At 36.6% G+C, this 19,914-nt stretch carries 14 protein-coding genes; 3 read left to right on the top strand and 11 right to left on the bottom strand.

Annotated elements, in window-relative coordinates; all coding sequences use genetic code 11:
• Positions 1–25: 25 nt before the first annotated feature.
• From IPM56_06460 to IPM56_06430, 7 genes are all read right to left on the bottom strand, one after another.
• Positions 26–208, bottom strand: a complete 183-nt coding sequence (locus IPM56_06460) for a hypothetical protein (GenBank protein ID QQS37592.1) — start codon at positions 206–208, stop codon at positions 26–28.
• 5 nt (positions 209–213) lie between these two features.
• The gene (locus IPM56_06455) at positions 214–516 is read right to left on the bottom strand and encodes a nucleotidyltransferase domain-containing protein (protein QQS37591.1); all 303 of its coding nucleotides are present in this window, start codon (positions 514–516) and stop codon (positions 214–216) included.
• Positions 509–1,330: a hypothetical protein gene (locus IPM56_06450; protein QQS37590.1), complete on the bottom strand. Its 822-nt coding sequence runs from the start codon at positions 1,328–1,330 to the stop codon at positions 509–511. The genes IPM56_06455 and IPM56_06450 overlap by 8 nt, the downstream gene beginning before the upstream one ends.
• Positions 1,311–2,303 (bottom strand): hypothetical protein, encoded by a 993-nt coding sequence (locus IPM56_06445; protein QQS37589.1) that lies wholly within the window; start codon positions 2,301–2,303, stop codon positions 1,311–1,313. The genes IPM56_06450 and IPM56_06445 overlap by 20 nt, the downstream gene beginning before the upstream one ends.
• Before the next feature lies 1 nt (position 2,304).
• Entirely contained in the window at positions 2,305–2,742 is a 438-nt protein-coding gene (locus IPM56_06440) for a hypothetical protein (protein QQS37588.1), read from the bottom strand.
• 39 nt (positions 2,743–2,781) lie between these two features.
• Positions 2,782–3,615 carry a hypothetical protein gene (locus IPM56_06435; protein ID QQS37587.1) on the bottom strand — a complete coding sequence of 278 codons (834 nt, stop codon included), beginning with the start codon at positions 3,613–3,615 and terminating at the stop codon, positions 2,782–2,784.
• A 522-nt stretch (positions 3,616–4,137) separates the two neighbouring features.
• Positions 4,138–6,918: a T9SS type A sorting domain-containing protein gene (locus IPM56_06430; GenBank protein ID QQS37586.1), complete on the bottom strand. Its 2,781-nt coding sequence runs from the start codon at positions 6,916–6,918 to the stop codon at positions 4,138–4,140.
• A gap of 233 nt (positions 6,919–7,151) precedes the next feature.
• Here IPM56_06430 and IPM56_06425 point away from each other — a divergent pair, with 233 nt between their 5' ends.
• Positions 7,152–9,785: a RecQ family ATP-dependent DNA helicase gene (locus tag IPM56_06425; protein ID QQS37585.1), complete on the top strand. Its 2,634-nt coding sequence runs from the start codon at positions 7,152–7,154 to the stop codon at positions 9,783–9,785.
• Here the strand turns inward: IPM56_06425 and IPM56_06420 are convergent.
• The 4 genes from IPM56_06420 to gap form a co-directional block, all read right to left on the bottom strand.
• Complete coding sequence (locus tag IPM56_06420; GenBank protein ID QQS37584.1) at positions 9,742–10,065, bottom strand: DUF4296 domain-containing protein; 324 nt, start codon at positions 10,063–10,065, stop codon at positions 9,742–9,744. The two genes, IPM56_06425 and IPM56_06420, sit on opposite strands and share 44 nt — an antisense overlap.
• On the bottom strand, positions 10,062–10,985 hold the full coding sequence (locus tag IPM56_06415) for a rhomboid family intramembrane serine protease (GenBank protein QQS38239.1): 924 nt from the start codon (positions 10,983–10,985) through the stop codon (positions 10,062–10,064). Before IPM56_06415 ends, IPM56_06420 begins: the two co-directional genes overlap by 4 nt.
• 18 nt (positions 10,986–11,003) lie before the next feature.
• Positions 11,004–12,200 (bottom strand): phosphoglycerate kinase, encoded by a 1,197-nt coding sequence (locus IPM56_06410; GenBank protein QQS37583.1) that lies wholly within the window; start codon positions 12,198–12,200, stop codon positions 11,004–11,006.
• Between the two features lie 224 nt (positions 12,201–12,424).
• The gene (gene gap / locus IPM56_06405) at positions 12,425–13,483 is read right to left on the bottom strand and encodes a type I glyceraldehyde-3-phosphate dehydrogenase (GenBank protein ID QQS37582.1); all 1,059 of its coding nucleotides are present in this window, start codon (positions 13,481–13,483) and stop codon (positions 12,425–12,427) included.
• Positions 13,484–13,814: 331 nt separating this feature from the next.
• On the opposite strand from gap, the gene IPM56_06400 reads away from it, so the two are divergent.
• Both IPM56_06400 and IPM56_06395 read left to right on the top strand, forming a co-directional pair.
• Positions 13,815–17,855, top strand: coding sequence for a T9SS type A sorting domain-containing protein (locus IPM56_06400; protein QQS37581.1), 4,041 nt, complete (start codon positions 13,815–13,817; stop codon positions 17,853–17,855).
• Positions 17,856–18,050: 195 nt separating this feature from the next.
• Positions 18,051–19,835: a T9SS type A sorting domain-containing protein gene (locus IPM56_06395; protein QQS37580.1), complete on the top strand. Its 1,785-nt coding sequence runs from the start codon at positions 18,051–18,053 to the stop codon at positions 19,833–19,835.
• Positions 19,836–19,914 lie beyond the last annotated feature (79 nt).

The raw sequence follows: 19,914 nt of genomic DNA, 5'->3' as shown, positions 1-19,914 counted from the left end.
AAGAATGGTTAAAGATTAAGAAGACTTATTTAGGATTAGAATTTTCTTTTTCTCTCTCATTCAATAATTCTTTAGCCGGGACTCTTATAATCTTATCGTCTCTTGATATGACCAGGTAACCGTCTTCTTTGGCGCGTTCTTCAATCAGCTTGTCAATTGCAAGCTTAACGCCCTGGTAAACTTTTTCGCGGAGTTCATCACTGTTCATAGTTGTTAGCAATTTCCTCTAACATAAATAACTTCGCCTGAGGCAACTTCAGAAGCAAAAAAACTATTATCGTTTTTTTCTACTACCGGGAATATGTCAACAGCAATTTCTCTGGAAACACTTCTTATCAATTTCCTGTACTTCAAAGCAAGAGTAAGATAATTTTCCTTACTGTTCTGAACGACAGCAATATCAATATCATTAGGTGAATCGCTTTTATTAAAAGAACCGAAAATGATAATTCTATTTATCTCCTTTTCGCCTTTTAATGATTCCACTATTTTTGTTTTTAATTCTGCCTTATTCACAAATAGCTGCTTTTTTATTTAATAACGTATCATCACTTAACTTTTGCTTTATTGAATCTTCTTTGATGCTAATAGAATCATTAGTTTTACTTTTATTCCAATAATAATTTTCCACTTTTATATTACTTGTTTTAGTTGGTGATTCAAATTCTAAATCTTGATTATAGACAAACATTATTGATGGAGGCAATATAAGCGCAACTATAACCGTAATTATAAAACTAAATTTGAAATACCAATGTGAAAACCGTAAATATGTTGTTTTAACATTATTAAGATAAAAGTTATACTCACTCATAAAAAATTTTTCAAAGAGAAGATTATATTTACTATTGTCTGGGTAGAAAAAATTTTCTATTGAATGATGCGCGAAACCTTCCAAAGCAGTGACTACATTCCTTGCGTGTAGTCCAGCGGTTACGAAATTAAGAATGATTAGAAAAAATAATAACCAAACTATTATTTTAAAGTACAATGGTAAATTATCATTTTGAGTACTACCAAATGAAATAGCAGCTAAGAGGAATGACACTGCCAAACTTGTTTGTCCAATTAAAGAATGAGCTTTGTTTTCAATAGTCTTTTTCCTTTCATCTTCTTCTAAATATTTATTGTCAATAAATTCGGTTAAAGTTTTAATCTTTTCCAAATCATCTGTGTTTAATACATCAGAAATTCTGGGACCATATTTAATCTTCAAATCTTCCTTTGTTACCTGTTCGTACTTCATCAATTTTTTATTTGAAGGGCGTGAAAAAGCCCAGAATATTACTAGAAAATACTCCCACCATTTTTCAAAGATTTCGTAATTCATTTTTGTTTGTCCATAGTAAATCTATTAATGAATCTATTAATTTATCACCATTAGCTATTTCCAACCAAGCAAATTGACCATTTGGATTTATTTCAATAAAAAACCAATTATTATTTTTATCTATTACAAAATCCATAGCTCCATATTTTAAATTAGTTAATTGCATAAATTGTGTTATAGATTTTTGCAATGCACAAGGAACTTCTATCAATTCGTAAGATAGCTGGTCAGGTTGTAAGACACGCCAATCAATTACGAGTGATTGATTCTTCACAAGTATTTTATGGGCAAATACTTTAGAACCAAAAATCGTTACTCTGACATCAATTTTATCTGTAATTTTTTCTTGGACAATAAAAGGACTACAATTCACAGATTCTTCATTGAGGGAATATTCAGTACTTCCCAAATCATTGGTATAGATTGCAAACTCGTTGTTGTCACCAAATCCGCCGTGACTAATTGGTTTTGCAACAATGCTTCCAGCATGATTTTCAATGAACTTCAATAGGACAGTATAATCATTTGTTACTATAGTGTTTGGGATTGTGAATCCAGCGGCAACAGCTACTTTTAATTGATATGCTTTTCTTTCAACTATATATAAATCAAATGGATTGTTAATCCAAGTCTTGTCCCTTAATATTGCCCATAAATTTAAAAGAAAGGAATTTGATTCTCTTAATGCAAAATTGAATTCATCTTGTGTCAAATTAGTATTGGTAAAATCGGAAATTTTTGGCCTTCTGTACCAAATACTAGCTATATCATTGTAAGTCATTTCCCAGTCGTTATTAGATATTAGAATGTCAGTTTCAGAATTAGTTAGGTTTAATGTACAATTAACTTTTTGAGGAAATTCTTCTGTATTAAATCTTCTGAATGGAATATTTAATTGACTAAGACGTTTAACCACAAGGTCAGTAGTAACATCTCTTTTATTGGATACTATTAATATGAATTTAGTATCCATACTAATCTTCGTCAGAACCTTCGCCAATAGCTTTAGTGAATGTTTGTGTTGATAATAATAACTGAAATAAACTATCCTCTATTTCGTCTGGTTGTTCTGATTTGACTCTTGTTATAGTCTTTGTCTGAAGATATAATTTGTTTAATTGAGAAGAGCTTAAATCTTCTACAAGATTTTCGGACTTTTCAGTTTTAACCTCAGTTATTATTTTTGTTTGAGAGTATAATCTATTCAACTTATCTTTGCTTAATGTTTCAGAATCCTCGTCAGGTTGTTCACTCTTGACAACTGAAGTCTTGGTCATTGTCAGCAATTCGATATCATTTTTTGATTCTAAGATATTATAATTCAATTGAGAATCGTATTTCAGTTCTATTGAGTTTAATAGAATTTCATTTGACCTCTGTTTCTTAAATTGTACTAAAAAAGGGCTATTCATATTAACTCCTATTTTTTTGATTTAATGATTTTATAATTATTATTTTACAGAAACGAAATCTTCAAATTCCTTCTTACTTGTTATACTCCAGTACCTAATTATCCTAATAATCTCTTTGTCTTTAGTTAGAATTTTCTTGTCGAATAAATTTAGCTTCGTAAACTTACATAGCGTCAAGGCCAGTATCATTTCAGCAAATAATTTTGGCAGCGTTGAAAGCTGAACAGATTCATCAAATGATGAGACACTTTTTATTTGCATCAATGAAAAAGCTTCTGAGTGTGTATAATTTGAGAGAAACTTATAAATGAATTGTGACAATGATAAACTAATCTCAGCTTTTTCTGCTAGCTGCATTTTATTTAATCTTGTCCATTTGTCAGAATAACTTATTGACTGTTTATCAGAATCAGATAAATTTATAAAATGTTTACTCTTCAAAATTTTACTTCTTATTTCCTCAATGTCACTAAGATTCTCATTTATTTTCTCTTTATGAACATTACGATATTTTAATAAAATATTCTGTTCTACTAATCCATGTTTTTCCCACAAATCCAAACGATGTTCAATTTCTTCTTCTGAGACAGAATCAAATAACAGATAGCACATATTTATATACGATTCGAACATAGAACGAACTATCACAAATGCTGATGGAAAATCTTGAAATACAGCGCCCACAGAGAGTGCAGGAAGACTAATAACAGGTTTTGGATTATAAATTGTAAAAACGGTATATGCACTAAGTATATTTTTTTGAAAAAAAATGGAACATTCACTTGCTTTTCTTGAGCAACTCACTTTTCTTGTCAGTTTTGACAAATAAATTGAAATGTCTAATATTTTTTCAAATGAGTTCGGGACTATCATTTATTTAACTTTGAATTAATGTTTTCTCGAACAATAGAGACATTTAATTGAAAGATTTAACTAACAATTTTAGTAACCATATTTCTTAAAAAATAGTTAGAATACCTAATGAGATATAATTTTCCTCCCGATCCACTTTCCACATACAAGCCAAACCTGTACACCTGCCAAAAAGCACTGCCCCGGGAATTTGAGAATGGGCGCATAAAAACAATAGCAACTTAAAGCAACGCGAAGCTAATTTCAAATGCTAAATGTTTAATGTTGAATGAGGTGAGGAAAGAATCGGCGGAACTGGGAATGGGAGAAGCGAAGAGTTGAATGAATGACTGAATGGCTGATTGGAAATTGACTTTGAATGTTGATTGAAGATTAACGATTTAAGATTTATGAATTTTAAGGGACGAAATCATCCACATTCATCCATTCAGTCAATCAAACAATCACGCATCTTCAATAAAAAAGGCGACCATTTCTGATCGCCTCAATTCTTGCTTCTGTCTTCTTACTTCTTACTCCTTCTCACTTCATCAACGTAACCTTCCTCATCTCGTGGTACTGCTGCTGGGTAGTTCCGTCAACTACCTCGAGTGAAATAAAATAAATTCCGGACGAAAAGTTCTCCGCGTTCCAGGTAATTTGTTTGTAACCTTTATCCTGTATACCGTTAACAAGTTCATCCACAACCTGACCAATTGCATTAAATATTTTCAGACTTACCTTACTCTCATTCGGGATTGAATAACGTATGTTGGTTACAGGGTTGAACGGGTTCGGATAATTCTGATACAGCACAAATCCCTTTTCACCAAAATTAACATCTGCAAATACCGTTGATGAGAATTCATAGCTGCCGTCAAAATCAATTTGCTTTAAACGATATAAAACTTTTCCTTCATAATTAGTGAAAAGAAAATTATCAGTGAATGAATAACTGACAGGCGAAGTTGTTGTTCCGTTTCCATCAACATTACCGATAGTTTTCCAATCCTGGTTTTTAAATTTTCTCTGGATTTCAAAACCTTTATTATTTTTTTCTGTTGATGTTGACCAGTTTAACACGACTTTATCTTCGCCGGCAATTACTGTGAATGAAGCAAGTTCAACCGGAAGATAAAAGTCTATGTAAGCTTCATACACACCGCGACCGTGTGTACCGGCTCTCAAAGTATGTGTTGAAGGTGAATAATCAAGATGTTTGATAACTGTATTGGGTAACTGGTCATCAAGATCAACCCAGGTTTGTCCTTCATTCCTTGTTACAAAAACACCGATGTCGGTTGCCACAAAATATGTTGAAGGGTTTCCGGCATCTTCAGTATAAATAAAAACATCGCTGATTGGTGTATCAGGTAAATTACCCGCAACACTGAACCAACTTGTTCCGCCGTTAGTTGTCTTATAAACTTTAGCACCGCCGAATCCAAGGAATGTTACAAGCATAACATTTGCGCTGTCGGGATGAATATAAACCGAGCTAACTGTTTTGCTTGGCAGACCGGTTGATACGTTCACAAATGTTGCACCGCCGTCAGTCGATCTGAAAACCTGTGATGAAGAAGAAGCGCAGAGTATATTCGGATCTGAATTTGAAATGTGCATTTCTCTTACCGCGCTTGATCCGTTCACATTACCGGAAACAGCAGTCCAGCTTCCGCCGTTATTTGTTGAGCGGTAAACTCTTTGACGCGCCGTATAGAATGTTCCTGATGTTGTTGGATGAGCTACAATAGGTGCAACCCACGCAACACTCTCGGATGTTGTTATTCCGCTGGTTCCGGAAACCCAGCTTGTACCACCGTTCGTAGTTCTGCGTAAACCGCCGTTTTGTGTTTCGCCAATGATAAAGTTTGCGTCAAACGGATTGAAAGCAACTTCACCGCCATCACCGCCAAACGCAGCAGCCCAGTTAATTGTGGAGAATGTCTGCTGTGTTCCGTTGTCCTGGGTTCCGCCAAGTATTCTTGATGGTGTGAACGGACTTGCCGTTATCCGATAAAACTGTGTAAGCGTAAGGTTCTGATTCAGATTAACAAATGAAGTTCCCGAATTTGTACTTCTGTAAATACCACCGTCATTCGTTGCTATGATAGTGTTTGAATTTGATGGATGAAAAAACATGAAGTGCTGATCAACATGAACATTACCACCTGAATAACCGTTAGTAATATTTGTGAATGACGATCCTCCGTCAGTCGAACGATGAATATCAATCGTTCCTATAAAAACCTGGTTTGGGTTAACAGGATTTACACGAAGATACATATCATACCACGCCTGTCCGCCGTCAAAATTGTAACTCGCTGAAACTTGAGTCCAGTTCAATCCTGAGTTAGTGGATTTATGTGCTGTGAATGTGCTTGAAGTATAAACCGCAGCATACATTACTGATGAAGATGAGGCACACAAATCAAAATGTGTCCTTGTACCTGATGGTAATCCTGAACTTCCAAAAGCTGAAAACGATGCTCCACCATTTATAGATCTCACAATCCCTGTTCCGGATCCGACAGCAAAAGCAGTATCTCCATTTGGAGTGAACACAACATCGTCGCATCGTCCGCCTGATAATTGTGTCCATGTAACTCCCGCATTTGTGCTTCTGTAAAGTCCGCTTGAACCAAGCGCAGCAAGCAATTCTGATGGATTGCCTGGTCTTAGAACTAATCTTGAAAAATATGATGATGAAGGTAGTCCCGATGTTATATTTATCCAGGAAGTGCCCGCATTAGTCGATTTTAATAAACCTCTTCCGTAATAAGAGGCGCCGCTGTAAGTTGCCTCGCCTGTTCCAGCATAAACTATATTCGGATTAACCGGATCAATTGCAATTGCACCCATCGACATTGAAACTTCATTGTCGCCTAACGGCTGCCAGTTTGTTCCGCCATCAGTTGTTTTCCAAACACCGCCGTTTGCCGGACCGATATATATTATATTCGGATCGGTTGGATGATAAGCACCGGTAACAATGCGTGAGGAAATACTTCCATAACCGGGATATGAACCGGGCGTTGGACCAAGACTAACCCAGGTCACAGCCATCGTCGAATTACTGTTATCATTCTCCATTAATCTTTTTTGATCCAGAGAATTTTTGTAAGCATCAGCGGGAATGAAACCATTTGGATAAGCACGTTCCTCAAAAAACATCCACTCACGTATAAACGGTTTCCTGTTACGAACCTCATCCGGCGCATTACTGTAAATTGTATTATCCAGCAGCTGGTCTGTATATCTGACCTGCGAATTACTCTGAGCTGTAATCAAAAGTATGGAAACAAAAAGGAAAAGTTTTTTCATTGGTCTACCTGTTTTAGTTAACATTTTATTATTGAATAATTAACACAATTGACAATTATCATACCATAGTGAACTACGTTAATTTAGATAAGGACAAATATTTATCCGTCGTTTCTAATATAGAAGTTACCTCAATCGGAATTCAGTGACAATAAAAATTACATGATTGCAATCCAAAAGCACTTTACAGCACTTATTCATATCTTTCATCAGATATAAATTCATTTTTTTTAATGACTAAATACGAAGCTTTAGAAAAATATTTCGGATACAAATCTTTTCGCCCAGGACAGGAAGAAATAATTACGTCCATTCTTTCCCGCAAAAATATTGTTGCGGTGTTACCGACAGGTGCAGGCAAATCTATTTGTTACCAGGTACCGTCTCTTATATCGGATAATTTTTCAATTGTCATTTCACCTCTGATTGCATTGATGAAAGACCAGGTTGATTCGTTAAATAAAAACCAGAGAATCGCCGCGTTCATTAACAGTACTATGTCATTCAGTGAAGTTGAAGATGTACTGCAGGCAATTCAGTATGGAGAAATTAAATTACTCTACCTTGCACCGGAAAAACTTGAAACAAGTTCGTTTGCTGAAAGACTAAAAAAACTTAACCCGACTTTTCTATTTGTTGATGAAGCTCATTGTATAAGTGAATGGGGACATAACTTCCGTCCAAGTTATTCCAACATAAAGAACTTTATCGAATACCTTGAAATAAAAAAAGTCTCGGCTTTTACCGCAACAGCAACACCGGAAGTTGTTGAGGATATAAAATTGCAGCTCGGTCTTAAAGAACCTGAAATAATTGTTAAAGGATTTGAGAGAAAAAATATCTCCGTCAACGTGCTTCTGTCAAACCGTAAAAAACAAAAATGCGTTGAACTGCTAAAACGTTTTGGTACTCCCGCAATTATCTATACTTCATCGCGTAAAAAAACCGAGGAGATAACCGAATATCTTGTACTACATAAAATCCCTTGTGTGTATTATCACGCCGGTCTTCCGGCAGAAGAACGTAGACGGGTTCAGGAAGATTTTATTAATGGCAAGTATCCTGTTATAGCAGCCACCAATGCGTTTGGAATGGGTATTGACAAAAGCGATATCAGGTTGATAATTCATTTAAACACTCCCGGTTCGATTGAAAATTATTACCAGGAAATCGGAAGAGCTGGAAGAGATGGTGAAGAGTCTTATGCTTTCCTTCTTCATAATGATGATGATATTAAAATTCAAAACTACTTTATCTCTGCATCCAACCCGGACAAGAAATTGCTGCACTCTGTTTATGATGCTGTGTGTGATTACGGCAGAATTGCAGTCGGTAATATTTCTGATTCACCAATTCCTCTGAATGTTGATTTCATTTCTGCAACGGCAAAACGGGAAATCAATCGCGGACTTTTACATTCGGCGTTAAAGATACTTGAAGGCGGTGGTTATCTCAAAAAACTTTCTGAACTTGAATCGAAAGAATCTATCAGGGTTCTTGTTGATAAAACCGTGTTGAGAGAGTTTATAAAAAATTCTCCGGCGAGTGATTCTGTAAAAGATCTTTTGATAAAACTTGTCCGAGAATACGGCGCAAATCTTTTTTCAGGAAGTATCGGTTTTTCACTGTCCAAAATGTCAGCAGCTTATGATATTGATGCACGTTCGCTTGATGAACAATTTACAATTCTCGATAATCTTGGAATGATCGAATACAAACGAAGTATAACAGGCGACAATATTATTCTTACATCACCAAGAGTCGAAGCGGAACGACTTAAACTGGATTACCGGAGGATCAACGAAAACTATTTACGGCTTCAATCAAAATTAGACAAGATGCTTGAACTTGTTTTTACAAATGAATGCAGGTTCAAAGTGATCTTAAAATATTTTGGTGAAGATGTAACTGACTACAAATGCGGAAAGTGCGACCGCTGTTTAACCACAGAAAAAGTTTCATCTTCAACAGAAGAATATCTTTCAGAAATAATTTTAAGAACATTATCCGAAAGTAACGGATCGATAAACAGGCATTCATTGATCCGTATTCTTACAGGTTCAGGGAAAAGAGAAAAGTATCGCGGTTTTACAACATTCGGAGTATGTGCATTCTATTCAAAATCAGATATCGAAAACGTAATAAGCACACTTCTTGCGTCACATAAACTTGAGCACTCACTATATAAAAAATTTGAACTGGTACTTAAGGATTTCAAATTAAATTTTGAAGGTGAACAGACATCCACTTCAAACTTAAAAACAACTGACTATGAAAAAGATCTTGTGTTATTCAACAGGTTACGTGAGGTAAGAAACGCCGCGGCTAAAAAATTTGTGCAGACACCATACCTGATTTGCTCTGACCAAATACTGAGAACAATAGCAGAAACCAAACCCGTAAATGAAGATCAGCTTTTGAATATCCCGGGTTTTAATAACAGGATGTTCAACAAACTTGGCAATGATATTCTTGAAACTGTTAATGATTTTCTTGAAGGAAAGATTGAAGTAAGTGTTTCAGAGAATAAGAAGCAGATACCTGAAAGTATAAATGAAACCTACCAGCTTTTGTTGAAGGGATATGATCTCAATGCTATAGCTTCATTGAGAAAGCTCGCAGAGCCGGTCATATCGATGCAGATTGAAACTATTCTTGAATACAAACCTGAAACAGATATTCGTCATCTGTACCCGGCAAATCTTTATGATGAAATACTAAGTGAAATTAAAAACGGCGTGACTGAATTAAAATCTCTGAAAAAAGTTCTTGGAGATAAGGTTGATTACCCTCTTTTAAGAATTGCACTCGCAAAACACAGGACTACTTTGCCGCCCGTTTTTTCCTTGCCTCAAGCGAATCGATAACCCTGTTAAAAAATGTCTCCCACTTTTCAGGATTTGCTGAATAGTATTCTGTTGTTTTTTCATAGTCATCAACAGTAATGTTGTACCTGCTAAAAACCATTTGCTGTACTGAATCACGCTGATGTTTGTTTTTTGTTGCAGACGTATCCTGAGCAATAGTGAGATCAGAATAAACTTCAAGGAATTTTTCTTCAGGAATCGGCTGTTTTTTATCACAGCCGATTAGCGTAGAAATGATTATTAAAAAAAATACAGCGGAAAGATTTTTAATGATTTTCATTTCATCTTTTTACTTGCCTGGAAGAGAATCCGTTTTTCCCTTTCAGTAAGTTTTTGATATCCGGATTGACTTATCTTATCAAGAATAGCATCAATTTCCTGCTGATCAATTTTATCTTCTTCATCCTTTATGTCGTAATAGTTCGCTTCCTGAACATCCTGCTTTTTATTTCTGAAAGTTGAAGAAGAGTTTCCAAACGGGTTAAATGATTTGTTTGTCCGGTATGAAGATCGTTTAAATAAATTTTTGAATTCAAGATTAAGATTTTTATCAAGCATTAAATAAACAAACGCAGCAAATGCACCTCCGAGATGTGCAAGATGTGCAACACTGCTGTTAGCACTATCCACAAGCATAAATTCCATTATTATTAAAAACCCGATAAGATATTTTGCTTTGATCGGAATGAAGAAATAAAGGAAGATATATCTGTCAGGGAATAACATAGCGAATGCAAGAAGAACCCCGTAAACTGCGCCTGAAGCGCCAATAGTATAAGCTGAGCCTCCACCTAATAGTGGTGTCAGGAAAAGTTGGAATAAACCAGCTACAACTCCGCACAGCAAATAAAAGTAAAGGAACTTTCGTGAACCGAAAATATTTTCAATTTCCATTCCGAACATCCAAAGTCCGAACATATTAAAAAAGATATGACTGAAACCTCCATGCATAAATTGATATGTTATTAGTTGCCATACCTGAAAGTTGAAGGGTAAGCCATTATTGTCAACTCCAGAAATAGGATTGAGGGCAAACCATTTATTTAATGTGTACCAGGCAGGCACACCGCCAATTGTCAGGTTATCCATCAGAAGCTGAAGAAAAAAAACAACGCCGTTTATAATAAGTAGGTTCTTGATCACGGGCGGGAAAAAACTGAATCCTCCGAAACCCGGTCTGTAATAATTGCTCACAAAAATTCCTTTACTAAATATTAATTATGCTTCACTCAAAGCATCAACACCGGGAAGAACTTTTCCCTCGAGAAATTCAAGAGAAGCTCCGCCGCCGGTTGATACGTGAGATACTTTATCATCTAATCCTGCTTTACTTATTGCGGCAGCAGAATCTCCGCCGCCTATTATTGTTACCACACCTTTTGTTGTTGCTTCAGCAAGCGTGTTGGCAATTTCAAATGTGCCTTTTGCAAAGTTATCCATTTCAAAAACACCCATAGGTCCGTTCCAAACAACTGTCTTTGCCTTCATCAACTCTTCGCGGAACAATTTAACTGATTCGGGTCCTATATCCAATCCCATTTTAGCAGAAGGAATATTTTCTGTTTTAACGGTCATTGATGGTGAATCATTTTTAAATTCTTCTGCAACAACAACATCAACAGGAAGTAAAAATTTTAATTTTGTTCCTTTAACTTTTTCAAGAAGTTCTTTTGCAAGATCAAGCTTTTCTTCTTCAAGAAGTGATTTGCCGATTTCTTTTCCCTGTGCTTTGAAGAATGTAAATGCCATTCCCCCGCCGATGATAAGTGTGTCAACTTTATTTAGAAGATTCATTATCACATCGATCTTGCCGGAAATTTTTGCGCCGCCGAGAATTGCGCAATATGGTCTGGCAGGTTCTGTAACTGCGCTTCCGAGATATTCAAGTTCTTTCTGCATTAAATAACCTGCGGCACAAACTTTAATATACTTTGTTACACCTTCTGTAGATGCGTGTGCTCTGTGTGCACTTCCGAAAGCATCGTTTATATAAACATCACCAAGTGACGCAAGTTTTTTTGCAAACTCGGTATCGTTCTTTTCTTCTTCTTCGTGGTAACGAAGATTTTCCAGAAGAACAACATCACCCGGTTTCATAGCGTCAACAATTTTAGAAACTTCATCACCTATACAATCAGGTGCTAAAATAACACTCTGCCCGAGCAGTTCTCCCAGCCTAACAGCTGCGGGATTAAGACTGTATTTCGGATTGACTTTTCCTTTTGGGCGTCCAAGGTGGCTCATCAAAATAGTTTTGCCGCCTTCCGAAATTATCTTTCTTATTGTAGGCAGTGATGAAGTTATTCTAATATCATCTGTAATATTCAGGTTTTCATCTAACGGAACATTAAAATCAACACGAACAAGAACTCTTTTATTTTTCAGTTCAACTTTGTCGATAGACAGTTTATTCATTTTTTCACCCTTAAGATTTTCTATTCATTTACCTGTAATTCTTTGCATTAGTATTTCGAAGTGAGAAAGAATTTTTCGCAGGTTGGTTGTTTATTTGATGTTGATTCATTTACACCCATCATCTGTTTGAATTTAATTATTTGCTTCTCAGGGATGATAGAATTTGAAATGAATTCTGTCAGTCTTCGACAAGCTCAGACTGACAGATGAATCAAACACAAAAATTATTTTGCAATCTTCATTAACAGATCAACACAACGGCAGCTATAACCCCATTCGTTATCATACCAGGAAACAATCTTAAAGAATCTTTTTTCATCTTTAAAATTATTCTGCATAGTTGCTAATGAGTCATAAATTGATGAACGCTCATCGTGTATAAAATCTGTTGAAACAACTTCTTCGTTGCAATAGCCGAGAATACCTTTCATATATGTCTCGGATGCTTTTTTCAAAAGTGAATCAATTTCAGCAATTGAAGTTTCTTTAACTGAACGGAAAGTTAAATCAACAACAGAAACATCTGCGGTGGGTACACGGAATGACATTCCGGTTAATTTACCTTTTGTTGCAGGAAGAACTTCGCCGACAGCTTTTGCAGCACCAGTTGACGAAGGGATAATATTTATTGCAGCTGCTCTTCCGCCTCTCCAGTCTTTCTTTGAAGGACCGTCAACAGTTTTTTGTGTTGCGGTATATGCGTGAATTGTTGTCATCAAACCTGTTTCAATTCCAATTCCTTCTTTAAGAAGAACATGAACAACAGGAGCTAAACAGTTTGTTGTGCATGATGCGTTTGAAATAATATCATGTTTTGACAGATCGATTTCCTGATCATTAACACCAAGTACAACTGTTTTAACTTCACCTTTGCCCGGTGCTGATATAATAACTTTTTTTGCGCCTGCTGCAAGATGTCCTTTAGCCTGATCTGAATGTGTAAAGATTCCTGTTGATTCAATAACATAATCAACGCCAAGCTCTTTCCAGGGAAGCTGTGACGGATCTTTGGTTGCCATAACGCATTTTGTTTTATATCCGTCGACAATGAATGTATCATCATCAGCTAATTCAGGGCTGCTTTTTTCAGTACTTAATTTACCCGCAAACTTCCCGTGCACGGAATCATATTTTAACTGATAGGCGAAATACTTTGCGTCTGTGCTTATGTCAACCACAGCAACTACGTCAATGGTTTTTCCTAATAATCCTTTTTCGTAAATAGCCTGAAATACCAAACGACCTATTCTTCCGAATCCATTTATTCCAACTTTAATTGCCATACAAGAACTCCTTTTTGAAAAAATATTTTATCTAAAATGTGTATTAAAATTAGTCAATGAGAGTTTTAATATCAATTCAATGCACAAAGGATAATGTAGAATTAACAATTTACAATGTACAATCGATAACCATCTGGTTTAAGAATTGCAAAGGATATTCAGAGGCATTATAGTGTTGAGTTAGCAATTGTTGTTAAACGTTATCGGAAAAAATATTTTTTTGTTCTGATTAAAAAATTATAATGCTAAGTTTCGTATGCGGATCACCCAATATCCGTTAAATATTTCTGGGGAAAAAATAAGTACTATGTTTTACTAAAGAGGTTGTACCATGAGAAAAAACCGCTCACTCTTTTCTTTTAACTCCTTTCTGTTATTCGTATGCTCAATCCTGATTGCCGCTTCAATAACAAATGCACAGGTTTATACATACTCGGATAGCTGGGGAAGTCAGGGACTTACTGTAGAAAGACAATCTTCGAACAGTGTTTCGCTTAACTATTCTGTAACACAATTCCAGATGGATGATGTTGAGATTAATGGACTAACACAAAAGACAATTCATCTGCCGGATGTTTTTTTACCAAACAATGAAGGTTATCCTGATCTTGCAGGAATCGGTAAATACATTGCAATCCCGCATGGTTCAAATGCTTCGTTCAGAGTTATATCACAAAGAACAGAAACTTTCACAAACGTTGAAGTCGCACCAGCGCCTCGTATTCCAAAAGATACCGAAGTCGGACCGCTTCACTATGAAAGAAACACCCAGGTATATTCATCTGACAGGTACTATCCATCAAGTCCTGTTCAGCTTTCGGAACAAACACAGATCAGAGGAGTTGATGTAGTTCTTATAGGTATTACTCCTTTTCAATATAATCCTGTAAGCAAAGAACTTGTTGTTTATAAAGATTTAAAAATTGAAGTGACATTCAACGGCGGTAACGGACAATTCGGTGAAACACGTTTAAGAAACCGCTGGTTTGACCCGATATTGCGCGATGCTTTGGTTAACTACAATACACTTCCAGTAATCGATTATAAAAATCAAAATATTACAGATGTACTTGATCAGGATTTTGAATACATAATTGTTAGTCCTGATAATCCTACTTACCTGGCTTGGGCTGATACGATAAAAAATTTCAGAAATCAGCAAGGTATCAGAACAGGTGTAGTTACCCTTACACAAATCGGTGGGAATACGACCACTGCAATTGAATCATACATCAATAACGCATATAACACATGGACAATTCCACCTGTCGCTGTTCTTTTATTAGCTGACTACGGAACAGGCGCGGCTACAGGCAATGGAATTAGTTCGCCGATCTATAATTCTTATTGCAAATCGGATCACATTTACGCGGATGTAAATGGAGATCACATGGCAGAAATTGCTTTTGCAAGAATTACAGCTCAGAATGAATCACACCTTGCAACTATAGTTGGTAAGATGTTGAAGAATGAAAGAACACCTTCCACCAATGTAAACTTTTATGATAAACCAATCACGGCAATGGGCTGGCAGACTGAAAGATGGTTCCAGTTGTGTTCTGAAATTGTAAATGGTTTCTGGCAGTACAGTCTTGGAAAACATCCTGTAAGAGAGAACGCAATTTATTCAGGCACTCCAAGTACTTCCTGGTCTTCGAATCAGAATACAAGCCAGATAGTCAGTTATTTTGGACCATCCGGTACGAATTACATTCCTTCAACACCCGCCCACTTAACTGACTGGGGAGGAAATGCAACACGCATTAATAATGATATTAATAGTGGTGCATTTATGCTTTCACACAGAGATCACGGTGCTGAAAATGGCTGGGGCGAACCCGCTTACAGCAATTCAAATCTCATTGGTTTAAATAATAATGATCTGCCTTTTATTCTATCGATAAACTGTCTCACAGGAAAGTTCGATTACTCCGGTGAATGTTTTGCTGAAGCATTTCATCGTCATTCAAAAGGCGCACTTGGCTTAATCGCGGCTACTGAAGTTTCATATTCATTCGTAAATGATACCTACCTTTGGGGTATGATGGATTATTTCTGGCCTCAGTTTATGCCGACATTTGGAACAGCAGGTCCGGTTAACATTCTTCCAGCATTCGGTAATGTTGCAGGTAAATATTTTCTGCAGTCATCAAGCTGGCCGTATAATACCAGCAACAAAGAAGTGACGTATTACCTTTTTCATCATCACGGTGACGCGTTCACAACAGTCTATTCAGAGATGCCGCAAAACCTGACAGTTGTTCACAACCCTGTAATAATCAGTGGTTCTTCAACATTTACTGTCACATCAGATGCTTATTCACTCATTGGTCTTTCATTAAACGGAAACTTAATCGGTTCTGCAGATGGTACAGGCTCACCAGTGAACATAAACATACCGATGCTTTCACCAGGCGACAATCTTGTAGTGACTGTTACAAAACAAAATTATTACAGATACACCTCAGTTGTTCCTGTAATCCCGCCGGCAGGTGCTTATGTTGTATTTGATTCTCTGAGCATTGCTGATGGTCCCGGTGTTTCAGTAGATGGTGGAAATGGCAACGGACTTCTTGACTATGGTGAAAATCCGTTCCTTGATATGAGACTTGAAAATGTCGGTACTCAGCCTGCTACTAATGTCAGTGCAGTGTTAAGATCTGAAGATCAGTATATATCAATTTCAGATTCAGTTGAATCATTCGGTGATTTTGTTGCCGGTGAATCAAAATGGATTCTCGATGCATTCCAGATTACTGTATCTTCAAGTGTGCCCGACAATCATTCATGCAACTTTACACTTGTTGCGACAGACGGTGCAAATCAATGGACAAGTTATTTCTCAATAACTGCTCACTCACCTGTTCTTGAATACAACGGATTTACGATTCAGGATCCTACAGGAAACAACAATGGTAAAATTGATCCGGGCGAAACCGCGACAATAACTATTTCATTAACCAACTCAGGAACTTCCAAAGCATTTAATGTGAGCGGAAACCTGGCTTGTATAGATCCGTATTTAACTATCAACACTAATAATCTTGTGTATGGTGATGTTGATACAAATGCTGTGATTTCCAAAGAGTACAGTGTTACTGCTTCATCTTCAACTCCTGCGGGTCATACTGTATCGTTCGAAATTGACTTTGAAGGAAACTTAGGTGTTGCAGGAACTGGAAACTTCAACATCGTTGTTGGTCAGATTCCTGTTCTTATCATAGACATGGATGAAAATCATAACTCAGCTACGACAATACAGCAGTGTGTTACAAACTGCGGACAATCTTCACAGCTTGTAACTTCATTCCCTACCGACCTGAATTTATATTCATCAATTTTTGTTTGCCTCGGTATATACACTAACAACCATGTACTATCAACGGCAGAAGGTCAGCAATTAGCTGACTACCTGACTGCAGGCGGAAAATTGTATATGGAAGGTGGTGATACCTGGTATTATGATGATGCTACACCTGTTCATCCAATGTTCATGATCAATGGTATTTCCGATGGTACAGGAGACTTAGGCACAGTGCTAGGTCAGACAAATTCTCTTGGACAGACAATGACATTCACATACAATGGTGACAACAGCTACATCGATCATATCTCAGCTATCGCGCCTGCTGTAATGATGTTCAACAATGTTTCACCTGCGTATGGTGTTACAGTTCAGTACAACGGCGGAACTTACAGAACCATCGGGTCAGCATTTGAGTTCGCAGGTCTTGTAAATGGAACATCACCATCAAATAAAGACAGTCTAATGATGAGGATGCTCGATTTCTTTGGAGTGCTGCCTGTGCCGGTTGAGTTGGCAACTTTCGACGCTACTGTGAAAGAAAATACTGTTACACTTAAATGGTCAACGGCAAGTGAATTGAATAATATGGGCTTTGAAGTTGAACGAAGTGTTGACGGGAAAAATTATTCAAAGATCGGTGACATGAAAGGTAAAGGAACAACAACTGAAACCCAGTTATATTCTTTTACGGATTCAAAGATCGAAGTTGAAGGGACACTCTATTACAGGTTAAAGCAAATGGACTTTGATGGAACATTCGCTTACTCAAATGTTGTAAGCGTAGAATACTCACCTGTTCCGGTTGAGTTCGAACTTTCACAGAACTATCCTAATCCATTTAACCCTTCAACAACAATTAAGTTTGCTCTTCCAAAAGATGCAGTTGTAACTCTTAAAGTTTACGATGCACTTGGTGCTGAAGTAACAACAATTGTAAATCAACAGCTTGAAGCTGGTTATTATAAGTATGATTGGAACGCATCCGGTTACGCAAGTGGTATGTATATTTATCGCTTACAGGCTGGTGAATTCACTTCTGTTAAGAAGATGGTTATACTGAAATAAAAATCTGATTAGATTCTTTATAGAACCCCGCAAGCCAGCGGGGTTTTTTATTCTTCAAGAATAAGTCAGATAGAATTTTGGTAATTTAAGAATGAACGATTACGTGAGACTGAATTTGTTTTGTTTTTAATGAAATCTGAATCAAAGAATAAATGATTCAACCATTACTCAATGAATAATTTTTCGGGAGGAAATATGAATCGTGTTTTCACTTCTTTAAAATTCATTAAACTGATTGTGATGTCTTTAATGTTTCTAACAACTGAAATTATTCCTCAAACTGTTGATTCTATATGGACAAAAACATTTGGTGGAACAAATATAGATATCGGTCATTCAGTAGAACAAACATCAGACGGTGGATATATCATAACAGGTTATACTCGTTCATTCGGAACGATGAGCGGAAGAAATTTATGGTTGATAAAAACGGATGAAAATGGAAATCAAATCTGGAATAATGCTTTAGGCGGAAATAGTGATGATGAAGGGCACTGCGTTAAACAATCTAATGACGGTGGATACATAATTGCAGGACTAACAAATTCATTCGGTGCAGGTGTAAAGGATGTTTATCTTGTTAAGACTGATTCACTTGGCAGTCTGCAGTGGCAAAAAACTTTTGGAGGAAATAGTGACGACGAAGGCTACTCAGTGATTCAATCAAGTGACGATGGATTTGTAATTGCAGGCGTGACATCATCTTTCACTTCAGGAGGAAGAGATCTTTACCTGGTAAAAACAGATGTTGCAGGAAACTTAGTTTGGCAAAAAAATCTTGGTGGGCTTAGTTCTGACGGTGCATGGGAAATTCAAAATACATCTGATAACGGATTTATAATAGCGGGCTGGACTTTTTCTCAGGGTCCTGGTGCTCTTGGAAATGCCTGGCTTGTTAAAACCGATTCAGCAGGAAATGAACAATGGAACAAATACTTTGGCGGTGCAGATGTTGACAGAGCTTACTCTGTCCAACAAACGGTTGATAACGGATATATACTTACAGGATATACATCATCATTTGGTGCGGGATTGGATGATATGCTGCTCATAAAAACCGACAGCATCGGCAACCAGTCATGGATGAAGACGTTTGGTGGAACAGGCAGAGATTATGGTTACTCTATTGATGTAACAAGTGACAGTGGTTTTATAATAGCTGGATACACATTATCATTCGGCGCCGGCGGAGATGATTTGTGGCTTGTAAAAACGGACTATGCCGGGAACCAGATGTGGAGTAAAACATTTGGTGGTACAAGTTCTGAAATTGCCTATTCAGTAATTGAAACGATTGATGGTAGCTTTGTTGTAACCGGCCACACTCTTTCATATGGTGCGGGTGTGCACGATGTCTGGTTACTCAAAATCTCTGAATCAATTCCGGTTGAGCTAATAAATTTTTCTGCAGAGGTTCGTAATGATGTTATTTTTTTGAACTGGAGTACAGCAAGTGAAGAAAACAATTATGGTTTTATAATAGAAAGAAGAAAAGTAAATTCCTTCTCCGGTGATGACGGCACAACTAATCAAAATAATGATTGGATTGAAATGGGGTTCGTTGAAGGAACCGGAAACAGCACGCAAGTAGTTGACTATTCGTTTAGAGATAAAAATATTTTTAACGGTACGTACCAATACAGATTAAAGCAAATCGACTATAATGGAAGTTTTCAATACTCAGGTATTATAGAAATTGATTATCATAAATTAATTCAATCATTTGAATTGGAACAGAATTATCCTAATCCATTTAACCCTTCAACAACAATTAAGTTTGCTCTTCCAAAAGATGCAGTTGTAACACTTAAAGTTTACGATGCACTTGGCGCTGAAGTAACAACAATTGTAAATCAGCAGCTTGAAGCTGGTTACTACAAGTATGATTGGAATGCATCCGGTTATGCAGGCGGTATGTACATATATCGTTTACAGGCTGGTGAATTCACTTCTGTTAAGAAGATGGTTATACTGAAATAAAAATCTGATTAGATTCTTTATAGAACCCCGCAAGCCAGCGGGGTTTTTTATTATCCCAATAGCAATAATTGTGAATCGT

This window comes from Ignavibacteriales bacterium, assembly GCA_016700155.1.
Classification (GTDB): domain Bacteria; phylum Bacteroidota; class Ignavibacteria; order Ignavibacteriales; family Ignavibacteriaceae.
The sequence above is the reverse complement of the archived record's forward strand: the minus strand, read 5'-3'. Positions and strand labels throughout refer to the sequence as shown.